This is a genomic window from Sphaerospermopsis aphanizomenoides BCCUSP55, from assembly GCF_001586785.1.
Taxonomy (GTDB): Bacteria; Cyanobacteriota; Cyanobacteriia; order Cyanobacteriales; family Nostocaceae; genus Sphaerospermopsis_A; species Sphaerospermopsis_A aphanizomenoides_A.
This window is the reverse complement of sequence record NZ_LUFH02000008.1, coordinates 1-17,747: the sequence shown is the minus strand read 5'-3', so window position 1 is coordinate 17,747 and position 17,747 is coordinate 1. Positions and strand designations below refer to the sequence as shown.

The 17,747-nt window shown below is 36.5% G+C and carries 16 protein-coding genes and 2 pseudogenes; 10 read left to right on the top strand and 8 right to left on the bottom strand.

The window, feature by feature from the left end:
• Window position 1: 1 nt before the first annotated feature.
• A complete protein-coding gene (locus tag A0J48_RS03415) occupies window positions 2–1,291 on the bottom strand; it encodes a glucose-1-phosphate adenylyltransferase (protein ID WP_200320342.1) in 1,290 nt (429 codons plus the stop codon).
• 306 nt (window positions 1,292–1,597) lie between these two features.
• Here A0J48_RS03415 and A0J48_RS03410 point away from each other — a divergent pair, with 306 nt between their 5' ends.
• The 5 genes from A0J48_RS03410 (at window position 1,598) to A0J48_RS03390 (ending at window position 5,833) form a co-directional block, all read left to right on the top strand.
• A complete protein-coding gene (locus A0J48_RS03410) occupies window positions 1,598–1,897 on the top strand; it encodes a type II toxin-antitoxin system HigB family toxin (protein WP_325078353.1) in 300 nt (99 codons plus the stop codon).
• 74 nt (window positions 1,898–1,971) lie between these two features.
• Complete coding sequence (locus A0J48_RS03405; RefSeq protein WP_200320338.1) at window positions 1,972–2,373, top strand: helix-turn-helix domain-containing protein; 402 nt, start codon at window positions 1,972–1,974, stop codon at window positions 2,371–2,373.
• Window positions 2,374–2,519: 146 nt separating this feature from the next.
• Window positions 2,520–3,668 (top strand): ATP-binding protein, encoded by a 1,149-nt coding sequence (locus A0J48_RS03400; protein ID WP_200320336.1) that lies wholly within the window; start codon window positions 2,520–2,522, stop codon window positions 3,666–3,668.
• Window positions 3,669–3,679: 11 nt separating this feature from the next.
• Window positions 3,680–4,213: a DUF4276 family protein gene (locus A0J48_RS03395; RefSeq protein ID WP_200320334.1), complete on the top strand. Its 534-nt coding sequence runs from the start codon at window positions 3,680–3,682 to the stop codon at window positions 4,211–4,213.
• A gap of 222 nt (window positions 4,214–4,435) precedes the next feature.
• Window positions 4,436–5,833, top strand: coding sequence for a glycoside hydrolase family 13 protein (locus A0J48_RS03390; RefSeq protein WP_325078390.1), 1,398 nt, complete (start codon window positions 4,436–4,438; stop codon window positions 5,831–5,833).
• A 299-nt stretch (window positions 5,834–6,132) separates the two neighbouring features.
• Here A0J48_RS03390 and pirA read toward each other — a convergent pair whose 3' ends face one another.
• The 5 genes and pseudogenes from pirA to A0J48_RS03365 all read right to left on the bottom strand — a co-directional run.
• Window positions 6,133–6,357 (bottom strand): arginine synthesis PII-interacting regulator PirA, encoded by a 225-nt coding sequence (gene pirA / locus A0J48_RS03385; RefSeq protein WP_200320437.1) that lies wholly within the window; start codon window positions 6,355–6,357, stop codon window positions 6,133–6,135.
• Between the two features lie 249 nt (window positions 6,358–6,606).
• Window positions 6,607–6,852 (bottom strand): HNH endonuclease, encoded by a 246-nt coding sequence (locus A0J48_RS03380; RefSeq protein WP_200320333.1) that lies wholly within the window; start codon window positions 6,850–6,852, stop codon window positions 6,607–6,609.
• The gene (locus A0J48_RS03375) at window positions 6,852–8,036 is read right to left on the bottom strand and encodes a DUF2252 domain-containing protein (RefSeq protein WP_200320331.1); all 1,185 of its coding nucleotides are present in this window, start codon (window positions 8,034–8,036) and stop codon (window positions 6,852–6,854) included. Before A0J48_RS03375 ends, A0J48_RS03380 begins: the two co-directional genes overlap by 1 nt.
• A 304-nt stretch (window positions 8,037–8,340) precedes the next feature.
• Window positions 8,341–8,718, bottom strand: a complete 378-nt coding sequence (locus A0J48_RS03370; RefSeq protein ID WP_200320429.1) for a four helix bundle protein — start codon at window positions 8,716–8,718, stop codon at window positions 8,341–8,343.
• A gap of 49 nt (window positions 8,719–8,767) precedes the next feature.
• Window positions 8,768–9,877: pseudogene (locus tag A0J48_RS03365) on the bottom strand (RNA-guided endonuclease InsQ/TnpB family protein); the annotation flags it as partial.
• 301 nt (window positions 9,878–10,178) lie between these two features.
• Here A0J48_RS03365 and A0J48_RS03360 point away from each other — a divergent pair.
• From A0J48_RS03360 to A0J48_RS03350, 3 genes are all read left to right on the top strand, one after another.
• Window positions 10,179–12,533, top strand: coding sequence for an arylsulfatase (locus A0J48_RS03360; RefSeq protein ID WP_200320329.1), 2,355 nt, complete (start codon window positions 10,179–10,181; stop codon window positions 12,531–12,533).
• 271 nt (window positions 12,534–12,804) lie between these two features.
• Window positions 12,805–13,926, top strand: coding sequence for a DUF262 domain-containing protein (locus A0J48_RS03355; protein WP_200320327.1), 1,122 nt, complete (start codon window positions 12,805–12,807; stop codon window positions 13,924–13,926).
• A 211-nt stretch (window positions 13,927–14,137) separates the two neighbouring features.
• Window positions 14,138–14,773, top strand: coding sequence for an HNH endonuclease family protein (locus A0J48_RS03350; RefSeq protein ID WP_200320325.1), 636 nt, complete (start codon window positions 14,138–14,140; stop codon window positions 14,771–14,773).
• A gap of 62 nt (window positions 14,774–14,835) precedes the next feature.
• Here the strand turns inward: A0J48_RS03350 and A0J48_RS03345 are convergent, their stop codons facing one another.
• The gene (locus tag A0J48_RS03345) at window positions 14,836–14,973 is read right to left on the bottom strand and encodes a hypothetical protein (protein ID WP_234300697.1); all 138 of its coding nucleotides are present in this window, start codon (window positions 14,971–14,973) and stop codon (window positions 14,836–14,838) included.
• A gap of 54 nt (window positions 14,974–15,027) precedes the next feature.
• Between A0J48_RS03345 and A0J48_RS03340 the strand changes: the two are divergent.
• A pseudogene (locus A0J48_RS03340) lies at window positions 15,028–15,363 on the top strand (helicase-related protein); the annotation flags it as partial.
• A 6-nt stretch (window positions 15,364–15,369) separates the two neighbouring features.
• Window positions 15,370–16,209 (top strand): SWIM zinc finger family protein, encoded by an 840-nt coding sequence (locus A0J48_RS03335; RefSeq protein ID WP_200320323.1) that lies wholly within the window; start codon window positions 15,370–15,372, stop codon window positions 16,207–16,209.
• Between the two features lie 528 nt (window positions 16,210–16,737).
• On the opposite strand, the gene A0J48_RS03330 is transcribed toward A0J48_RS03335, so the two are convergent.
• The coding region (locus A0J48_RS03330) for a phosphotransferase (protein WP_234300696.1) at window positions 16,738–17,747 on the bottom strand (1,010 nt) is incomplete at its 5' end.

The window sequence follows — 17,747 nt, the reverse complement described above, 5'->3', positions numbered from 1 at the left end:
ACTAAATGATTGTGCCATCGGGAATTACAGCATTTTTCAGAACAACTACAATTCCACTACGAATGTAGAAACCTTGTTTTTCCCGTTCAGCTTCTTGGACGTTATCTTTGTTGATAATTTTCACATCGTGACCGATGCGGGCATTTTTATCAACGATAGCTCGGCGAATGATGGTGTCTGTACCAATACCTACAGGGATGTCACCTTGTTCTAAGCTACATTGGCGTTCAACAGATGGTTGATAAAAGTCTGCACCCATGAGTAGGGATTCTTCAATTACACAGCCTGATTCAATCCGCGATCGCACTCCCAAAACTGAATGTTGAATGCGGCAGTTTTTCAAAATACAACCTTCGCCAATCATTGATTCTGTAATATCGCAATTCAACAATTTAGAAGGAGGTAAATAACGAGCGCGAGTATAAATTGGTGCTGCTTCATCGTAGAAGCTAAAGGGTGGCATTGGTTGTTGAGTCAGGGCTAAATTAGCCTCATAAAAAGCCTCAATTGTTCCAATATCTTCCCAGTAGTCATCAAATAAGAAAGCTTGAACGTTGTGATCCTTAGCGGCATCAGGAATAATTTCTTTACCAAAATCAGTCCGTTCTAAAGATTCTTTCAACAGTTTGATCAAAACATCTTTTTTAAAGACATATATCCCCATCGAGGCGATGTAGGGTTGTAATTGTGCCTGTTCTTTTGTTAACCCCAATACGGTGGTATCAACACGCATTTTCGCTAAAGCTTCACCTTTGGGCTTTTCGCTAAAATCAATTACCCTACCAGCGTTGTCGATTTTCATCAAACCGAAATCGGAAGCACGGCGATCATCAATGGGAATTACAGAAAGTGTAATATCAGCATTGGTGTCTCTGTGACGCTGGATAAACTGACGGTAATCCATACGGTAGAGGTGATCACCGGAAAGAATTAGAAATTCGTCTACATCCCAATCTTGCAACATCCAAATGTACTGACGCACAGCATCGGCTGTACCTTGGAACCAGTTGGGGTTTTCTGGTGTTTGCTGTGCAGCTAAAACTTCCACAAACCCATCACTAAAGCCGCTGAAGTTATAAGCACGGGCGATATGGCGATTCAGAGAGGCTGAGTTGAATTGTGTCAGAACGTATATTTTAAAGATTTCTGAATTAATGCAGTTGCTAACAGGGATATCTATTAAGCGATATTTCCCAGCTACAGGTACTGCGGGTTTTGCGCGGAGTTTGGTTAGCGGATAAAGCCGTGTACCCGCACCCCCACCAAGAATGATTGCTAAAACTTTTTTCACAAAATTTCTCCAGACTGCCTTTCAACTCTCACCTACAGTTTAGGACTCTATGTGGCAGCTGATAAGGGGGGATCAAAGAATCTTGGGGAGGAATTTTTGAGATAGGGGTTAGGTACGGAAAGTAGAACTAATGTATTAATAATAGTAGAAACTGGGAAAGGGGGGTGGATGGGGTGCAATTAGCATTCGTGCTTTAACCCAATCCTGAAAAAACTATCTTTGAAGAGTTGACTTTATGTTCTCAATATGTGAACATAAAATTATTCCATCTATTCAAAGTCTATGAGGTTAATTAAAAGACAAAATGTGATAGAAGATGCTAAAAAATTTCCTCAAGATATACAAAACGCTGTAAAAGCCTGGTGTAAGGTTGTTAAAGACTCTGAATGGCAACACTTAGAGGATATCCGCAAAAGTTATGATCGTTCTGTAGACAAAGTAGAAAATTTTTTAGTTTTTAATATTAAATCTTATCGTTTAATTGTCGGTTTTAACTTTAAGGCTCAAATTATTTATTACAAATATCTTCTCACCCATGATGAATATGAAACTAATAAATGGAAAGATGATCCTTTATTTAAAAAACCATCTCAAAAAGATACTTAATTAAGTTAATGAAGGGGAGTTATTCCCAAGCTCCAAAATGTACAAACATTGATTAATTAAAAGGTGATTGAAGTATGACTATCACACTAGACAGAAAAACCTACGGTTCTCTTTTAGAAGAATACCAACCTAAAGTTATTACTTCCGAAGCAGAGTATAATATTGCCATTGAATCTATCGAGAAGTTGATGGCATCGGGAGACGAACTTTCGCCAGAGGAAACTTCTCTATTAGAATTGCTTTCTATTCTTGTAGAAATGTATGAAGATTCCCAATTTCCTTTAGAATCAGCATCTCCCCAAGAAATTCTCTTACATCTGATGGATGCACGAGGACTTAAACAAGCAGATTTAGTTGAAGTTATAGGTTCAAAGGGTGTCGTTTCAGAAATTGTTAATGGTAAAAGATCCATTAGTAAAGCACAAGCTAAAGCTTTAGGAGAGTTTTTCCATGTTTCTGCGGCACTTTTTATTTAAGTTTCCTCTGATTTAGTGAATGTAAATCTTTTTTCTCAAATCAACATCAGGGCTAATTTTTTCCTATAAGATGAGAGTTAGTATGATTGCTAAGGGGATATAATCAGCCCTGATTACCTTAATGAATTGTAACAAATAAAAAATATATGAGACTAGACTTTGTAGAATATTGTGAAGATGAAGGTAAGCCTAGTGAGTGGCGTTTAGATGGTTGTCAATTAGGTAATGTAAATTTAATTGTTGGTAAAAATGCCTCTGGTAAATCTAGAATACTTAACGCTATTAACTTGATATCAATATTGTTGTCTCGTGATGTATCTATTACTCCTGATAGCAAATTGAATGAGTGGATATTAACCTTCGATTCTCATGATCAGGAAAATCAAAAAATTTACAAATTAACACTCGATAATAGTCAGGTGGTTCAAGAGAGTTTTACTATTGGCTCTAAGATTTATCTAGATAGAAAAGAATCGGGTGAGGGTAAAGTTTGGGCTGAAAAATTAGGACAAGATATTGATTTTCAAACTCCCCGTGATGGAGTTGCTGCTTTCAAACGGAGAGATTCTATTCAACATCCTTTTTTTGAAGAGCTTTATAATTGGGCAAATTCCTTGAGATACTATCAATTTGGTACATATTTAGGTAAAAATTATTTTAACTTTTCTAACGCTAATAAAGACAATATAGAATTAAAAGATCAAGATAGAGTAGTTGATATATTAAATTTAGGAAAACGAGAAATAGGAGCAGATTTTATTAAAGCGATAAAATCAGATATGTCAGCTATTGGTTACAGTATATCGGCTATTGAGACAGAATTTGATAAAAAAAATAAGTTTTACACACAAGATATTAAATCACAATATCTTTATGTTCAAGAAAGCGATTTAAAAGCTAAAACAGAACAAGGATTAATTTCCCAAGGAATGTTTAGAGCATTATCTTTAATAATTCAAGTCAACTATTCACTGTTAGCTAAAAAAACCAGTTGTATTTTAATAGATGATATTGGTGAAGGACTAGATTTTGAAAGATCATCAGCGATGATTAAATTACTTATTAATAAAGCACAAACTGGATTAGTTCAGTTAATTATGACCACCAATGACAGCTTTATTATGAATGGTGTTCCTTTGGATTATTGGTCAGTTATTGAGAGGAAACCAGGATTAGCGAAATTGCATAATATACATAATTCCCAGCAGATATTTGAAGATTTTAAATTTATTGGTTTAAATAATTTTGATTTTTTTGAAACTCAATTTTACTTAAAAGGATTTGGCAATGAGTAGAATATAGAAGAGTGAAAAAATTAGCTATTTTTGTGGAGGGGAAAACAGAACAAATTTTTGTAGAAAAATTACTTCAGGAAATTGCTGATAAAAATAGCATTGCGATAGAAATAATTTCAGTAAATGCTAATCAAAACGGCAAAAATATTTCTACAATTAAGGCGGCTGTTGTTACTTCCGCAACAAAATTTTATGTTTTAATTTATAACTCGTCTGGACACAAAAATGTAGGTTCAGATATGAGAAAACAGTATAGTAAGCTAATTACATCTGGCTATGAGAGAGTTATTGGATTAAGAGATGTTGATCCAACACCCATACATCAAAAGTCTAAGCTGCAACATGATTTAGATTTACTCTTACCAAAAGGGGTAATTCCTATAAATATAGTTCTTGCTGTCATGGAAATAGAAGCATGGTTTTTAGCAGAATATAATCATTTTCTTAAATTGGATAGCAGTTTAACACCAGATAGAATTGAGGAAATGTTTGGTTTTAATCCTCAAACTGATGATATGGAAGCAAGTATTGAAACCTTCGGATGATATCAAAAACATCTATAATTACGTAGGAAAAGGTTACGATAAGAAGGAAAAACAATTGAATAGATTAGCAGCTAACTTAGATTATGAATTTATCTATATTAAACTTGTCAATAGTGTACCTAGTTTGGGAGATTTTATTAGATATATTGACAATTTCATAATTTATTAGTAGATATGCAGATTCACACACAAGACTAGGTTAAACAAGCGGTTTTTTACCAAATATTCCCCGACAGGTTCGCTAAAAGCAAACAACCCCATCAACGATTATTGAATAATGCAAAATGGGAAGATTGGGATGCTTCCCCCACACTTCAAGGTTATAAAGGTGGCGATTTATGGGGGATTTTAGAACAATTAGACTATATTCAAAATTTAGGAATTAACGCTATTTACTTTACACCCATTTTTCAATCAGCTTGTAATCACCGCTATCACACCCATGATTATTATCAAGTTGATCCATTATTGGGAGGGAACGAAGCTTTTAAAGAGTTGCTAGATGCAGCACATCAACGTAATATTAAAGTAGTTCTCGATGGGGTTTTTAATCATGCGAGTCGGGGGATATTCTTTTTTCACGACATCTTAGAAAATGGACCTCATTCACCTTGGGTAGATTGGTTTAAAATTGAAGGTTGGCCACTTGCACCATACACGGGTGATGCACCTGCAAATTATGAAAGTTGGGCAGGAATTCGTTCTTTACCTGTATTTAATCATGATAATCCGGAAGTGCGGGAATATATTATGGAAATTGCCGAATATTGGATTAATTTCGGTATTGATGGTTGGCGTTTAGATGTACCTTTTGAAATTAAAACTCCCGGTTTTTGGCAAGAATTTAGAAGCAGAGTAAAAGCAATAAATCCTGATGCTTATATTGTGGGGGAAGTGTGGACAGATTCCCGTGAATGGTTGGATGGAACGCAATTTGATGGGGTAATGAATTATCTATTGACTGGGCCAACTATTGCTTTTACTGCGGGAAACCGTGTAGATTTAGAACAGGTCAAAGGACGTGCTTATGAAACCTATCCACCATTATTTGCTGCTGAATATGCGGAAAAAATAGATGAGTTATTAAAGCTTTATCCTTGGGAAATTCAACTCACACAACTTAATTTATTAGCAAGTCACGATACAGCGAGATTAATTACCATTGCAGGTGGTGATATTGCAAGTGTAGAATTAGCAACTTTACTATTATTAACTTTCCCAGGTGCGCCGAGCATATATTATGGTGATGAAGTGGGTTTACCGGGTGGTTTAGATCCTGATTGTCGTCGTGGTTTTCCGTTAGCAGCTAATTGGAATTTAGAAATTCTTGATCTTCACAAACAATTAATTTCTTTACGTCATAAATACGAATCTCTGCGGATTGGTAAGTATCACGTTATTTATGCAGAAACAACGCTGTATGTGTTTGCGCGAACTTTGGGAAATGAAGAGTTAATTATTGCAGTGAATGTGGGTAATGAGTCAGTTACAGCTAATTTTGATTGTATTCAATTACAACATCAACCACAAACATTAGTGTATGGAAAAGGAGAAATAAAATGGAATAGTAAGAATGTTGATTTTGATATTCCTGCGCGAAGTGGGTGCATTTTTTGTTAAAGATGTAATCCGTCATTACCTTTAAAAAAGGGGGAGAAAGTTCTCAAAATTACCTCTTAATCATCTGTAACTCAAGAAGTTGAAATCTGCTGTATCAGCAATAAAAAACCCTGGTGAAACTGACCAGGGTTATTAGGAGAAATAAGAATGAAGATAAAATAATACAGCAGATTTCATTGCTATGAGGTACAAATTTTAATAATAAAACTCTTGTGGGATGGGCATCTTGCCTGCCAAGAGTGTACCTCATAACACCGGGAAGTGCTGTATACATAGCGCAGCTAAAAATTTTAGCTGTTTTAAAGTTTTTTCATGAAGGGGCTTAAAAATCCGAAAAACCCTATTTTTGTGCTAGAAGATGGGTCATTTTGGCTGTATTGCATCATTTCTGCTTCTAACAGACGTACTAGATTTTCGTCCATTTTTGTTCTAGCTATCTGCAAGCGATATTCTAGGCTTTTTTGCATATTTGCTTTATGGGTTTTTGAGGCTTCTTCAGATGCTTGAATTCTATTTACATTCATACTTAGTGTTTAAACAAAAGATTGTAGACGTAATTAATTTAATTTGACTAGTTAATATGTATATCTCAAATTAAATGAGAAGGATATTGTCATAATTGCGGTTTTTTTTTAATACTTTAATCAGTGAAAACGCGACTATATATCAGCTATGCCTATCCGTAAAGTTGAAATATACGTAGGTGTAATCATTGGGAATATAGCTGCGCTAAATTAACAGCGAACACACTATTAAAACTATTGGTACATTGGTTAAAAGTCGAAATGTCGGTGAAACCGATGGTCAATTTTATTTGTTTTACTTTTATTACAAGTTAAACAGAGAGTTTGTAAATTGCTGATATCGTTTTTTCCACCACGAGACAAAGGGATAATATGATCAATGCTGAGGTTAGTTTCTGGGGAAGTTTTACCGCAGCTTTGACACTGATATTTATCCCTTTGATAAACATAGGTTCTCACTTCAGGAGGGATGGGAATGCGTGGAGTTTTATTCATTATGATTGACAGAATTCCTGAAAATCTTGGTTAACTTTTTCTGCATAATTGCGTGCATATTCTATAATAGAATTATGCCATTCGGAAGATTGAGCAAAATCAATTAATTCATCTGCAATTGCAGAACCTTGTCTTCCACTACTGCGTAGTTGATCCCAAGCAGTCACCTGGGCCATTGTTTGAATTAACTTTTCTAACCGTCCTATTTTTCCATCCCAAGCTTGCAAACTGACTTTATCTTGTTCTGGTTGCAACTCCCGTAAGACATAGGATTTTTCACCATCATTTATCGCTTCTAATAAAGCAGGTGGAGTTCCTTGAAAGCGTTTTTGAATTGCAACAACCCTTGCACCTGGAGTTTCCCATTGTGGTTGAGAAACTTTTACATAAGGTTGTAAAGAACTGGGATGAGTTTCTTTGAAATCTAGTAAATAATTACCGTCAGGAGAACCAGTACCTTCTACCAAAATTAGATAACGTTCTAAACCTAAACTACCATTACCCGCTATGCGTTTTTGAACGTCTATAATTTGATAAAAATCGGGATTTTGATTTGTGGTATGATGCCAATGTAGAATTAATTTTTTCACCTTTTCTTGTTCGGCTTCTTCAGCTACCATAATACGTTTTTTCTCAACATCTAACCACCGCTTACCATTCTTTTCTTTGGTGTATTTATCTAAAAACTTAGGACGTTCTCGTTTTTGTAAACTTTCTAATAAATCCTTAACTAAACCTTTAGCAGTTTCCTTTTCTACAGTTCTAGGTTTTCCTTCAGCTAGGGTTGCGGTATAGGTGTTTAAATAAATCTCGCTTAAATGTAGAGATTCTGCATCATTAATACCCACAGCATGAGAACCAACAATAATACTAGTGATAAATCTGACTAAATCATAAGTACAAGGTGCGAGAACAGATTCATCAAAATCATTAATATCAAAATAAACTAAACGATTATCACCTTTATAACTACCGAAGTTTTCTAGATGTAAATCACCACATATCCAAGTTAGAGGTGCAGAGTTGAGAGATGAATCTTGAGGTAAATCTTCATAGAATAAATGACAAGTTCCGCGAAAGAAGGAAAATGGATCTGTAGAGAGTTTTTTGTATTTTAACTGTAATAATTCTGGATCTCTTCCGTGGTTGAATTTGTCGATTCTGGTTTTGATGTTGTTTGACATATATGGATGTTGTTTGAATCAGGATTTTCTGGATTTTCTGGATTTACAGGATAATCGTATTTTTGTCTGAATCAGGATTTACAGGATTTGAGGATTTACAGGATGTGGTTGGATGTTTAAATTTGGGGATTTGTTGATTGTCTAATTTTAGCATATTTTTTATATTGTTTTATTGTAGCGAACTGCAAACATCCAGAGATAAAACTGCAAACAAGGCATTTTTGAAACCACATTATGGGTCTTGTCAGATTTTGGTGATCTGGATTAGGGGAAGGCAGAAGAAAGGAAGGAAGAAGTAGTAAATTCAAGCTTTCAGTTTGTTTAAACTGGCAACTAATATACTTTGCATTTCCTCAACTTCATTTAATAGGGGTGTAAAAAGATTTTTGTCGGCTAAATCTACTTCTTTAGCAATGATTAATTGCGTGTCCAGTTCCCTTAAAGAGCCTAATGCAATATGTAAAAACTGTATGTATTCTGGCTTTGAACGCCTACCATAACCTTCAGCTATATTGGATGCTACAGATACAGAAGAACGTCGGATTTGGCTAGTTAAACCATACAATTCTGATTGAGGAAATAGTTTGGTCAATTTATAACAATTGATGGCAAGTTGAACTGCCCTTTGCCAGATAAACTGATTTCTGTAACTGTTTGCAGTTTTATCTCTGGATGTTTGCAGTTCGCTACACCTAGTTTCGACTTCGCTCAACTGCCTAGTTTGTTTAAACAAGATTTAAAATATTTATTGCTGCGTTCACGTCTCTTTGCAACTCACATCCACAACTACATTTATGAGTGCGAGTTGAAAGAGATTTTTTCACAATTGCACCACAATTACTGCATTTTTGTGATGTGTAATGTGGAGTAACAGCAACAACAATACTGTTGAATTTAGTAGCAAAATATTCTAACCATTGACGAAAAGTAGACCAAGCCGCATCATTAATTGACTTAGCAAGACAATGATTTTTTACCATGTTCTTAACTTTTAAATCTTCATAGGCGACTAAGGCGTTAGCCTTGCATACGTTACGCGCTGTTCTTTTAGCGTGTTCATGACGTTGCCTACTTACTTTTAAATGTTTCCGAGCATATCTTTGTCTGGCTTTACGTCTTTGGTTCTTACCTTTCTCTTTGGTATAGATTCGACGTTGAGCGTGTTTGATGGATTTTTCTGCTTTTCTGAGAAATCTGGGATTAGGTTCATGATGTCCATTAGAGTCAGAGTAAAAATACTCTAAACCCACATCTAAACCAATTTCACCATCAGCTATTCTAGGTTCTTGTTTAACTTCTGTGTCTACACAGAATTGAACATAGAAACCATCAGCACGCTTAACAATTCTAACTCGTTTGATTAACTTGATAGGATATGTGTGAATATCCCATTTACCCAATAGTTTAAGTTCACCAATACCTTTTTTATCAGTAAAAGTAATACGTCTTTTTGTCGGATGTAATGTCCATCCAGATGTTTTATATTCAACTGAACGATTATCTTTTTGAAATTTAGGATATCCTTTACTTCGACTGCGCTCAGTACAAGCTTTACCTACGACTTTCTGTTTACAGTTGTCGTAAAATCTCTGAATTGCTTGCCATGCTCTTTCTGTGGCAGATTGACAAGCCATTGAATTTAATTATTCCACAAAACTAAACTCTTTTCTTAGTGCTGTTGAGTAGTTATTTAATGCAATTCTGTTAACTTTTGCTTCTTTTGGGCTATCCATCCAGAAGCGAATAGCTTTATTTCTGACAAACTGAGTTGTCCTGATTGCTTCTTCCATAGCTTGTTTTTGACGTTGGTTGCATTTGGTTTTGTACTCTAACACCAGCACTACTTAATCACCTCCTTGATGTTTTTATAAAATAGCTATTATACACTATCTATAGTTAAAGTGACTGAGCGGTAAACCGATCAACTGGCTTTCATCCCTTGCCTAAAGGACGGTTAAGTTTTGGAGCGTGGCGGACTTAACCTCAAGGGTTTTTTTGCTTTCATTGTTAGTTTGCATTCACACAGTTAGTTTTCTCGGTATGGTAATTCAGTCCATGAATTTATAAATTACCCCCTCCTCAAGAGGATATAAGATTTCGGGGCTTTTGTTAGAAATTAAATATTCTCAAGAGTTTAGATTTATGTCTCTGCGTGAATACAAACCCGGAACCACCTTCCCCGGTGTCATCGGTCGGACAGTTGATAAATCCAGTCCAGCTTGGCCAGAACCATTGCGGGCAAAAGAAGGTACACCAAACGTTCTATTTATCGTTTTCGATGATACAGGATTTGGACAATTTGGAAGTTACGGAAGTCCCATCAAAACACCCAACCTAGACGCATTAGCCGCCAATGGCTTACGCTACAACAATTTACATACAACGGCACTGTGTTCTCCTACCCGTTCTTGTCTGCTGACTGGACGCAATCACCATTCCAACGCCATGTCCTGCATTACAGAAGGGTCTACGGGTTATCCCGGAGGTAATGGGAATATTCCCTTTGAGAATGGGTTTCTCTCAGAGATATTACTCCAGAAGGGTTACAACACCTATGCGTTAGGAAAATGGCATTTAACCCCCTCAGACCAACTTTCAGCCGCAGGACCCTATGATCGCTGGCCTCTTGGTCGCGGTTTTGAACGTTTTTATGGCTTTTTGGGCGGAGAAACCCACCAGTATTATCCAGATTTGGTTTATGATAACCACACCGTTAAACCAGAAAAGACCCCCGCAGAAGGCTATCATTTAACCGAAGATTTAGCAGACAAAGCCATTAGCTTTATCGCTGATGCCAAGCAGGTTGCCCCAAATAAGCCTTTCTTCATGTATTTCTGCCCTGGTGCGATGCACGCTCCCCATCATGTGCCAAAAGAATGGGCTGATGCCTACGCTGGACAATTTGATGATGGTTGGGAAGCTTACAGGGAAAAGGTTTTTGCTCGTCAGCAGGAAATGGGGATTGTCCCCGCAGATGCCGAACTTTCTCGCCATGATCCCGATGTCCCGCACTGGGATACTCTCTCAGCCGCAGAAAAACAGCTTTATGCCCGGATGATGGAAGTATATGCTGGTTTTTTAACCCATACTGACTACCATATCGGTCGTTTACTCGATTTCCTCAAATCTATTGGTGAGTTCGAGAATACTGTTATTATGGTGATTTCGGACAATGGCGCAAGTTCAGAAGGGGGACCAACTGGTTCAGTAAATGAGAACCTGTTTTTTAACAATGTTCCAGAATCCCTAGAGGAAAATCTCAAAGCATTGGATAAACTAGGCAGTGCCGAAACCTTTAACCATTATGCTTGGGGCTGGACTTGGGCAGGGAATACGCCTTTTAGGCGTTGGAAACGGGAAACCTATCGGGGGGGAATTAGCGACCCTTTAATCGTGCATTGGAGTCAAGGCATTGAGGCCAAAGGTGAAATCCGTACTCAGTACGCTCATGCTATTGACCTTGTGCCGACGGTGCTGGAATTACTGGAAATTGCCCCACCAACAACGATTAAGGGTGTGACTCAATCCCCTATTGAAGGTGTCAGTTTTGCCCATACTTTTAATCATAGTACCGCACCTACTAAGCATATTACCCAGTATTTTGAGATGATGGGACATCGTTCTCTTTACTATGATGGTTGGCGGGCGGTTTGTCCTTGGCCTGGTCCTTCATTTACAGAAGCGGGGCAGTTTTTTGGTGAGGCGATTTCGGCGGAAACTCTGACAGACTTGGATACTCATCATTGGGAACTGTATCACGTTGCCTCAGATTTTGCGGAAAATCACAATATTGCGGCTGATAATCGTCCTAAGTTGATTGAGATGATTGCTACTTGGTATGTTGAGGCTGGTAAGTATAATGTGTTGCCTGTGGATGGACGTGGTACGCAACGACTGGCGGAAGAACGCCCACAAATTACTGTCAATCGTAGCCGCTATGTTTACTATCCTGATACTCAAGCGATTCCAGCCGGTAGTGCGGTGAGGGTGTTAAATCGTCCCCACAGTATTACGGCTGATGTGGAGATTCCCACAGGTGGTGCAGAAGGGGTATTACTGGCTCATGGGGGTAATGATAGTGGCTATTCTTTCTATGTCCAAAATGGCAAACTGCACTGGGTTCATAATTATGTCGGGCGATTCCTATATCATGTTGAATCTGGGTCATCTGTGCCGACAGGTCGTCATCAGTTGCGCTTTGAGTTTAAAGTCACGGGTCAACCAGATTTAGCCAAGGGGAAAGGAACGCCAGGACGCGCTCAACTTTATATTGATGAGAAATTGGTCGGGCAGATTGATGTGCCTGTAACTACTCCTTTAGCACTAGGTTTAACCAGTGGTATCACCTGTGGAATTGCCCCTGGTGCGCCTGTAACACCTGATTATGAACCGCCTTTTAAGTTTACGGGTAAGATTTACTGTGTGATTGTTGATGTTAGTGGCGATTTGATTCAAGATCGGGAAGCTGAAATGCGGACTATTATGGCGCGACAGTAAGGATTAAATTGAACTTCCCCCGTGATGATGTAATAACTATAAGATGTATGCGATCGCTTATTGAGAAAGGAAAGGATGAGCGATCGCTTTGCCACCATTCCTTATGTGACGCTTACAGCAATGCTTCGCCCAAGATACAGGCATAAGTAGAAGGGGCTTTGTAACATTACAAATTCATTAAACGGTTTGTAATAATTACGCATTTTTTTTGAATAGCTGAAGTATTATATATGATGATAAGTACCCTGAAACAAAAATAGACTTGACCTATATGTCCTCGTACACGCTTGATACTGGCAAGAAGTATATCAAAGATGTTTTTTCTGCTGATAGCTTTTATAACGTACCTGAATATCAACGCCCATATGTTTGGGGTAAACATCAAGTAGTTATTTTACTTGATGATATTCGTAAAGCTATGGAAAGGGACAGAGAGAAAGAGTATTTTTTGGGTTGCATGGTTTGGAATACTAAGCAATCAAAGGAAGGAGATTTCGTTTATACTTCTCAAGATATACTGGACGGTCAGCAAAGATTTATCACTCTTTATCTTTTACAGGCAGTAATAAGAGATTTATCAAAAAGTAAGGATTTACAGAACAAAATTCGGACTCGAATGAGACAAGAGAAGGATGAATTTGATGGTATTCCAGAAAGAAATAGAATTGAATTTGAAATAAGAAAAGACAAAGAGTTTTTAGAAGAATACGTACTAAAAAAGAATGGTACAAAAGATTTTGAAAGTCTTAGATTAATTTCTCAAGATAGAGACAATGATGTTTCTGTTAAAAACATGGCAGTGGCAATTTTAGAGTTGCACAATTGGTTTCAAGAACTTTCTAGTGAGGAAGTTGATATACAACAATACTTGAAGGACTTTTATGCTTATCTTTGCACAAAAGTTCTAATTATATATTTGTCAACCCCTAATAATCTTGATGATGCTTATAATTTATTTACTGTGTTGAATAGTCGAGGTCTTCAACTACAAGCAAGCGAGATTTTTAGAGCGCAAAATTTAAGACATATCAAAGATGAAGGCAACCGAAAAGAAGTTGCTGAGAAGTGGGAGAAATATGAAAGTGCAGTTGATCAACCATATAACTCATTTGATGAATTCCTGTGGGCTATAGTTTTTATAACGATGAAGTATAGAAGTGATGACAATCAAAGTCTGAACAAAGCTTTCGAGTTTATGTATGGAAGAAATATGTTAACTAAAGGCGAGGGAACTTTTGAAGTCATTGGTCGTTATGCTAAACATTTGCAAGCTATTACTAGTAACGATATTTGTTATAATGAAGTTGGAAACTTTTTTGTAAACCTTAATTACATACTTACAAAAACTTATGGAAATGCTTATGTTGCTCCTCTAACAATACTGCTCGGTTAAGGATTTTCGTAGGTTGGGTTGAACAAAGTGAAACCCAACAAACCCTTGTCAATGTTGGGTTTCGTTCCTCAACCCAACCTACGCGATTTTATTTTTTGTGCTTCACCGACAAGTAATGGCTCCTCTAATGCATTATAGGGTGTGTTTCAAAGAGTTTAGAATCTATGATTTTTTAATTAAGTTAGATCACCTTTGCTCATTTTATTGGTTAATGGGTAAAGTTAATCTTCAGTCAAGAATCTTTATTATTTTAAGGAAAATGGAGGAAATTTCAAAGCAAGGCGGTAATTTGAAAGAACTAGCATCCCAGTTTCTTGATTCTCCTGTCCTAAAATATGAATATCAAGATGAAAAAGCTTCTACTGCTGTTGATATTGCATCTTTCTTGGATATTCTTGATAATGAAAAATGGGGTGAATATGCAGGACAGAGAATTAATAAAACTCGTTATTTATTGTTAAAAATTGATCTTTTATCTAGCAATCTTAACTCTAAGATTTACTTTGATAGTAGTACCTCATCAGTAGAGCATTTAATGCCTAGAAAGTTAGGAATAACATCTAATATTACTGAACTTGATCATAAAAAATGGGTTCATAGGCTAGGAAACATAGTTTTAGTAGATAGAAAGAAGAATTCATCATTGAGCAATAAAGAGTTTGCTGATAAAAAAACTAAATATAAAGGTTCTATAGAAAATCGAGCAAATACTAATTACATATTCATGACATATCATGAATGGAATATCGAAATAGTTAGAGAAAATCACTATCGAGTTTTTGATTTGTTGAAGACATACTACTTGGGTAATTCTTTTGAAACAGTTAAGCATCTATTAAAACAATAGAAATTCACCGATAAACAATGCGAGGGAAAGTTATTGATTAAATTGATTCAAATCGCTATACTTTAGCTGGCAATTTTTCCCATCAAACTGTCAAAAGTATTGGTTTTGATTAAACCATTTTCTACTAATATTCGAGGTACAGCTACCAATTGCACCGGCTGAACATAAGCCTGTTGTTCGTAAGCTGGTAAAATGACCAAAGTTCCTGACGATGGATATTGATAAAGTTTTTAATACTCATCTTCTATAAATATACAAAAGCATCTGTGTTTATTTTATCATTAAAAGCAGGTGGTGTAGGGATTACTTTAACTAAAGCTAATCACGTTTTTCATTTTGATAGATGGTGGAATCCTGCTGTTGAAAATCAAGCCACAGATAGAGCTTTTCGGATTGGACAGAAAAAGAATGTGTTTGTACATAAATTTGTGGCGATTGGTACTTTAGAAGAGAAAATTGACCAAATGATAGAAGATAAGAAAAAACTGTCTGCATCTGTGGTTGGCAATGATGAATCTTGGTTAACGGAGTTAGATAACGAGGCTTTTAAACAACTGATTGCTTTAAATAAAAGTGCAATTTTGGAGTAAAATATTATGGCTAAGTTTAGTCGGACATGGTGGGGAGATAGGTTTATTAAAGCATTAGAAAATTTTACTGATGATGGTCGCTTGCAACGAGGTCGTTCCTATGCAAGTAATGGTAAAGTTCTGAATTTTGAAATCGCACAAAATCACATTACTGCTAGAGTTAGGGGTTCTGTTAATCCTTACTTTGGTGTATATAAAGAACCGACTTACAATATTTCCATTGAAATTAAATCAATTCCTAAAAGCAATTGGAATGAAGTTATTGACAAGCTATCATCTAAAGCTAGTATTGTTTCTAGATTGCTGCTGAATGAAGTCCCAGAGAATATTGAAGATACTTTTAAACAATTGGGATTAAATTTATTGCCCCATAGCAGTAAGGACTTTCAAACTAAATGTTCCTGTCCAGATTATGCTAATCCCTGTAAACATATTGCTGGGGTTTATTATTTAGTTGCGTCTCAATTGGATAATAATCCATTTCTCTTATTTGAATTGCGGGGGTTATCAAAGGAGGAACTTCAGAATAAACTAGCTAAATCTAATTTAGGTAAAGCACTTTCACAGGAATTAAATACTCAAGAAGTTGGTTTAGAATCTTCAACATCGTTTTATACTAAGTTGGAAAAACAATCTGTTGATGAAAAGCCAAGTGTGAGAGAATTTTGGTTAGGAACAAAGCGTTTACCGCAAACTATAGAAGTGCCAAGTTCTAGTGGTGTTTCGGCAATTCTCGTCAAGAAACAGGGCGATTTTCCGGCTTTTTGGCATAAAGATAATTCGTTTATTGAAACAATGGAGGAATTTTATCAACGGGTGAAAACGAAAAATCAAAATTTAATTTAGTTTTAGCAGCATAAACTGTTTTTGGTGCAGCAAGTGTGGACAAATACCATATAGAGATACGTACTCTTTCTTAAAAAAATGTCCACAAATTGTGGACAAAAATCGAAGTTCTGATCAGTTTCATGATTTTTTATCTCCACAAAATCACTGTGTGCATAATTTTTGGTATGGTTAAATAATTTCTGTAAATTGCCAATAAATGAGGTATGGACACTGGTAAGCTATTAAATATTTAAGTTGCACATTGAGGCAAGCAGGGGGCTATAAATATCAAAAATAAACTCCCTATTAGCAATAATAAAACTCAAACAGTTGAAGAAGGCAGAAGTACGTTCGCGTAGCGTCCCGTAGGGAGGGCAGCTATGCTGAAGGCGTTAAGAAGGGGATTCAAACCCCTCCTTAACGAAGACCAGTAAATCAAAGATTTACTGGGGGTCTTAAACCCAAATGGGCAAAGCATAGAGGCTGTTGTTTTCATATCAAATTAATCCCTTCTGCCTCCTGCCTTGCCCGAAGGGCAGATAAAACTTATACTTGGCAACGTAATAGAATTTGTTGTCCTAATCTTTCAATAATCTGTTGTTGTTCTAATGGCTTATTACTTACCCAACTCAATAAGTAATATAGCTGAAATAAAGGACGTAATTGCCAGTATGTAGGGTCAACGGCCTTTTGTATCTGATAAGCATTCCAAAAACTAGATAAGACTGCATTGTTGTTAGTCTCTAGTTGTAATTCATACCCTGCTAAAACAAAGCGTTGGTCTGTGAAATAATGGTCTTCGATATCTACTACTCCTGTTAGTTGCCAACCTGTTGAGGTAAGAACGATCATTCCTTGCACTCCATCAACATGGGAAAGTACAAACTCTGATGGGTCAGTCCAAAAGGCTAAATAGTGGGCGATTGCTTGTAATATAGTTGTTTTTTGGACAGCGATCGCCTGATGCTGACAAGCATCATCTAAATTTTGATGTAATGTGGTAAAAAAAGCTTCACGCCACGAAAGTAAATGCGGTATTGCCAAGTCTACCCAGCCGTCATAGGAGCGTGTAATATTATGAATAACTCCCAGGTGCATACCAAGAAATTGCTGCAAGGTAGATTGTTGTTCTTCAGAAATTATCTTGATGGCAATATTTACTTCCTGACCTGGAAGGTATTCCATTAATTGACAATAAAATGGGATGTCAGCACTAGGAGTATGTGAGGCATAAAGGTGCGGAAGTGGTATTTGATATTGCTGAAGATATTTGTATACTGCGTTAAAGCTAGATATACAGCTACCATATACACGGTTTTGCAGCGAATCATCTAATGCAAAGTCGGCAGGAGTAAGTTTGGCAATACATAAAAGTCTTTTTTCAGCTAATACAACTTCGATGAGGTAGACAAAACTACCACTGTGTCCAGGTGATTTATCAACAATGGTCCGAATTATTCCGTTTAAATAAGTATTAACAAGATATTGAAGCATCTGAAAATGTTCATTTGATAAAGATGCATAATTCATAATTTTAAAGGCAAATTTTTTGAAAT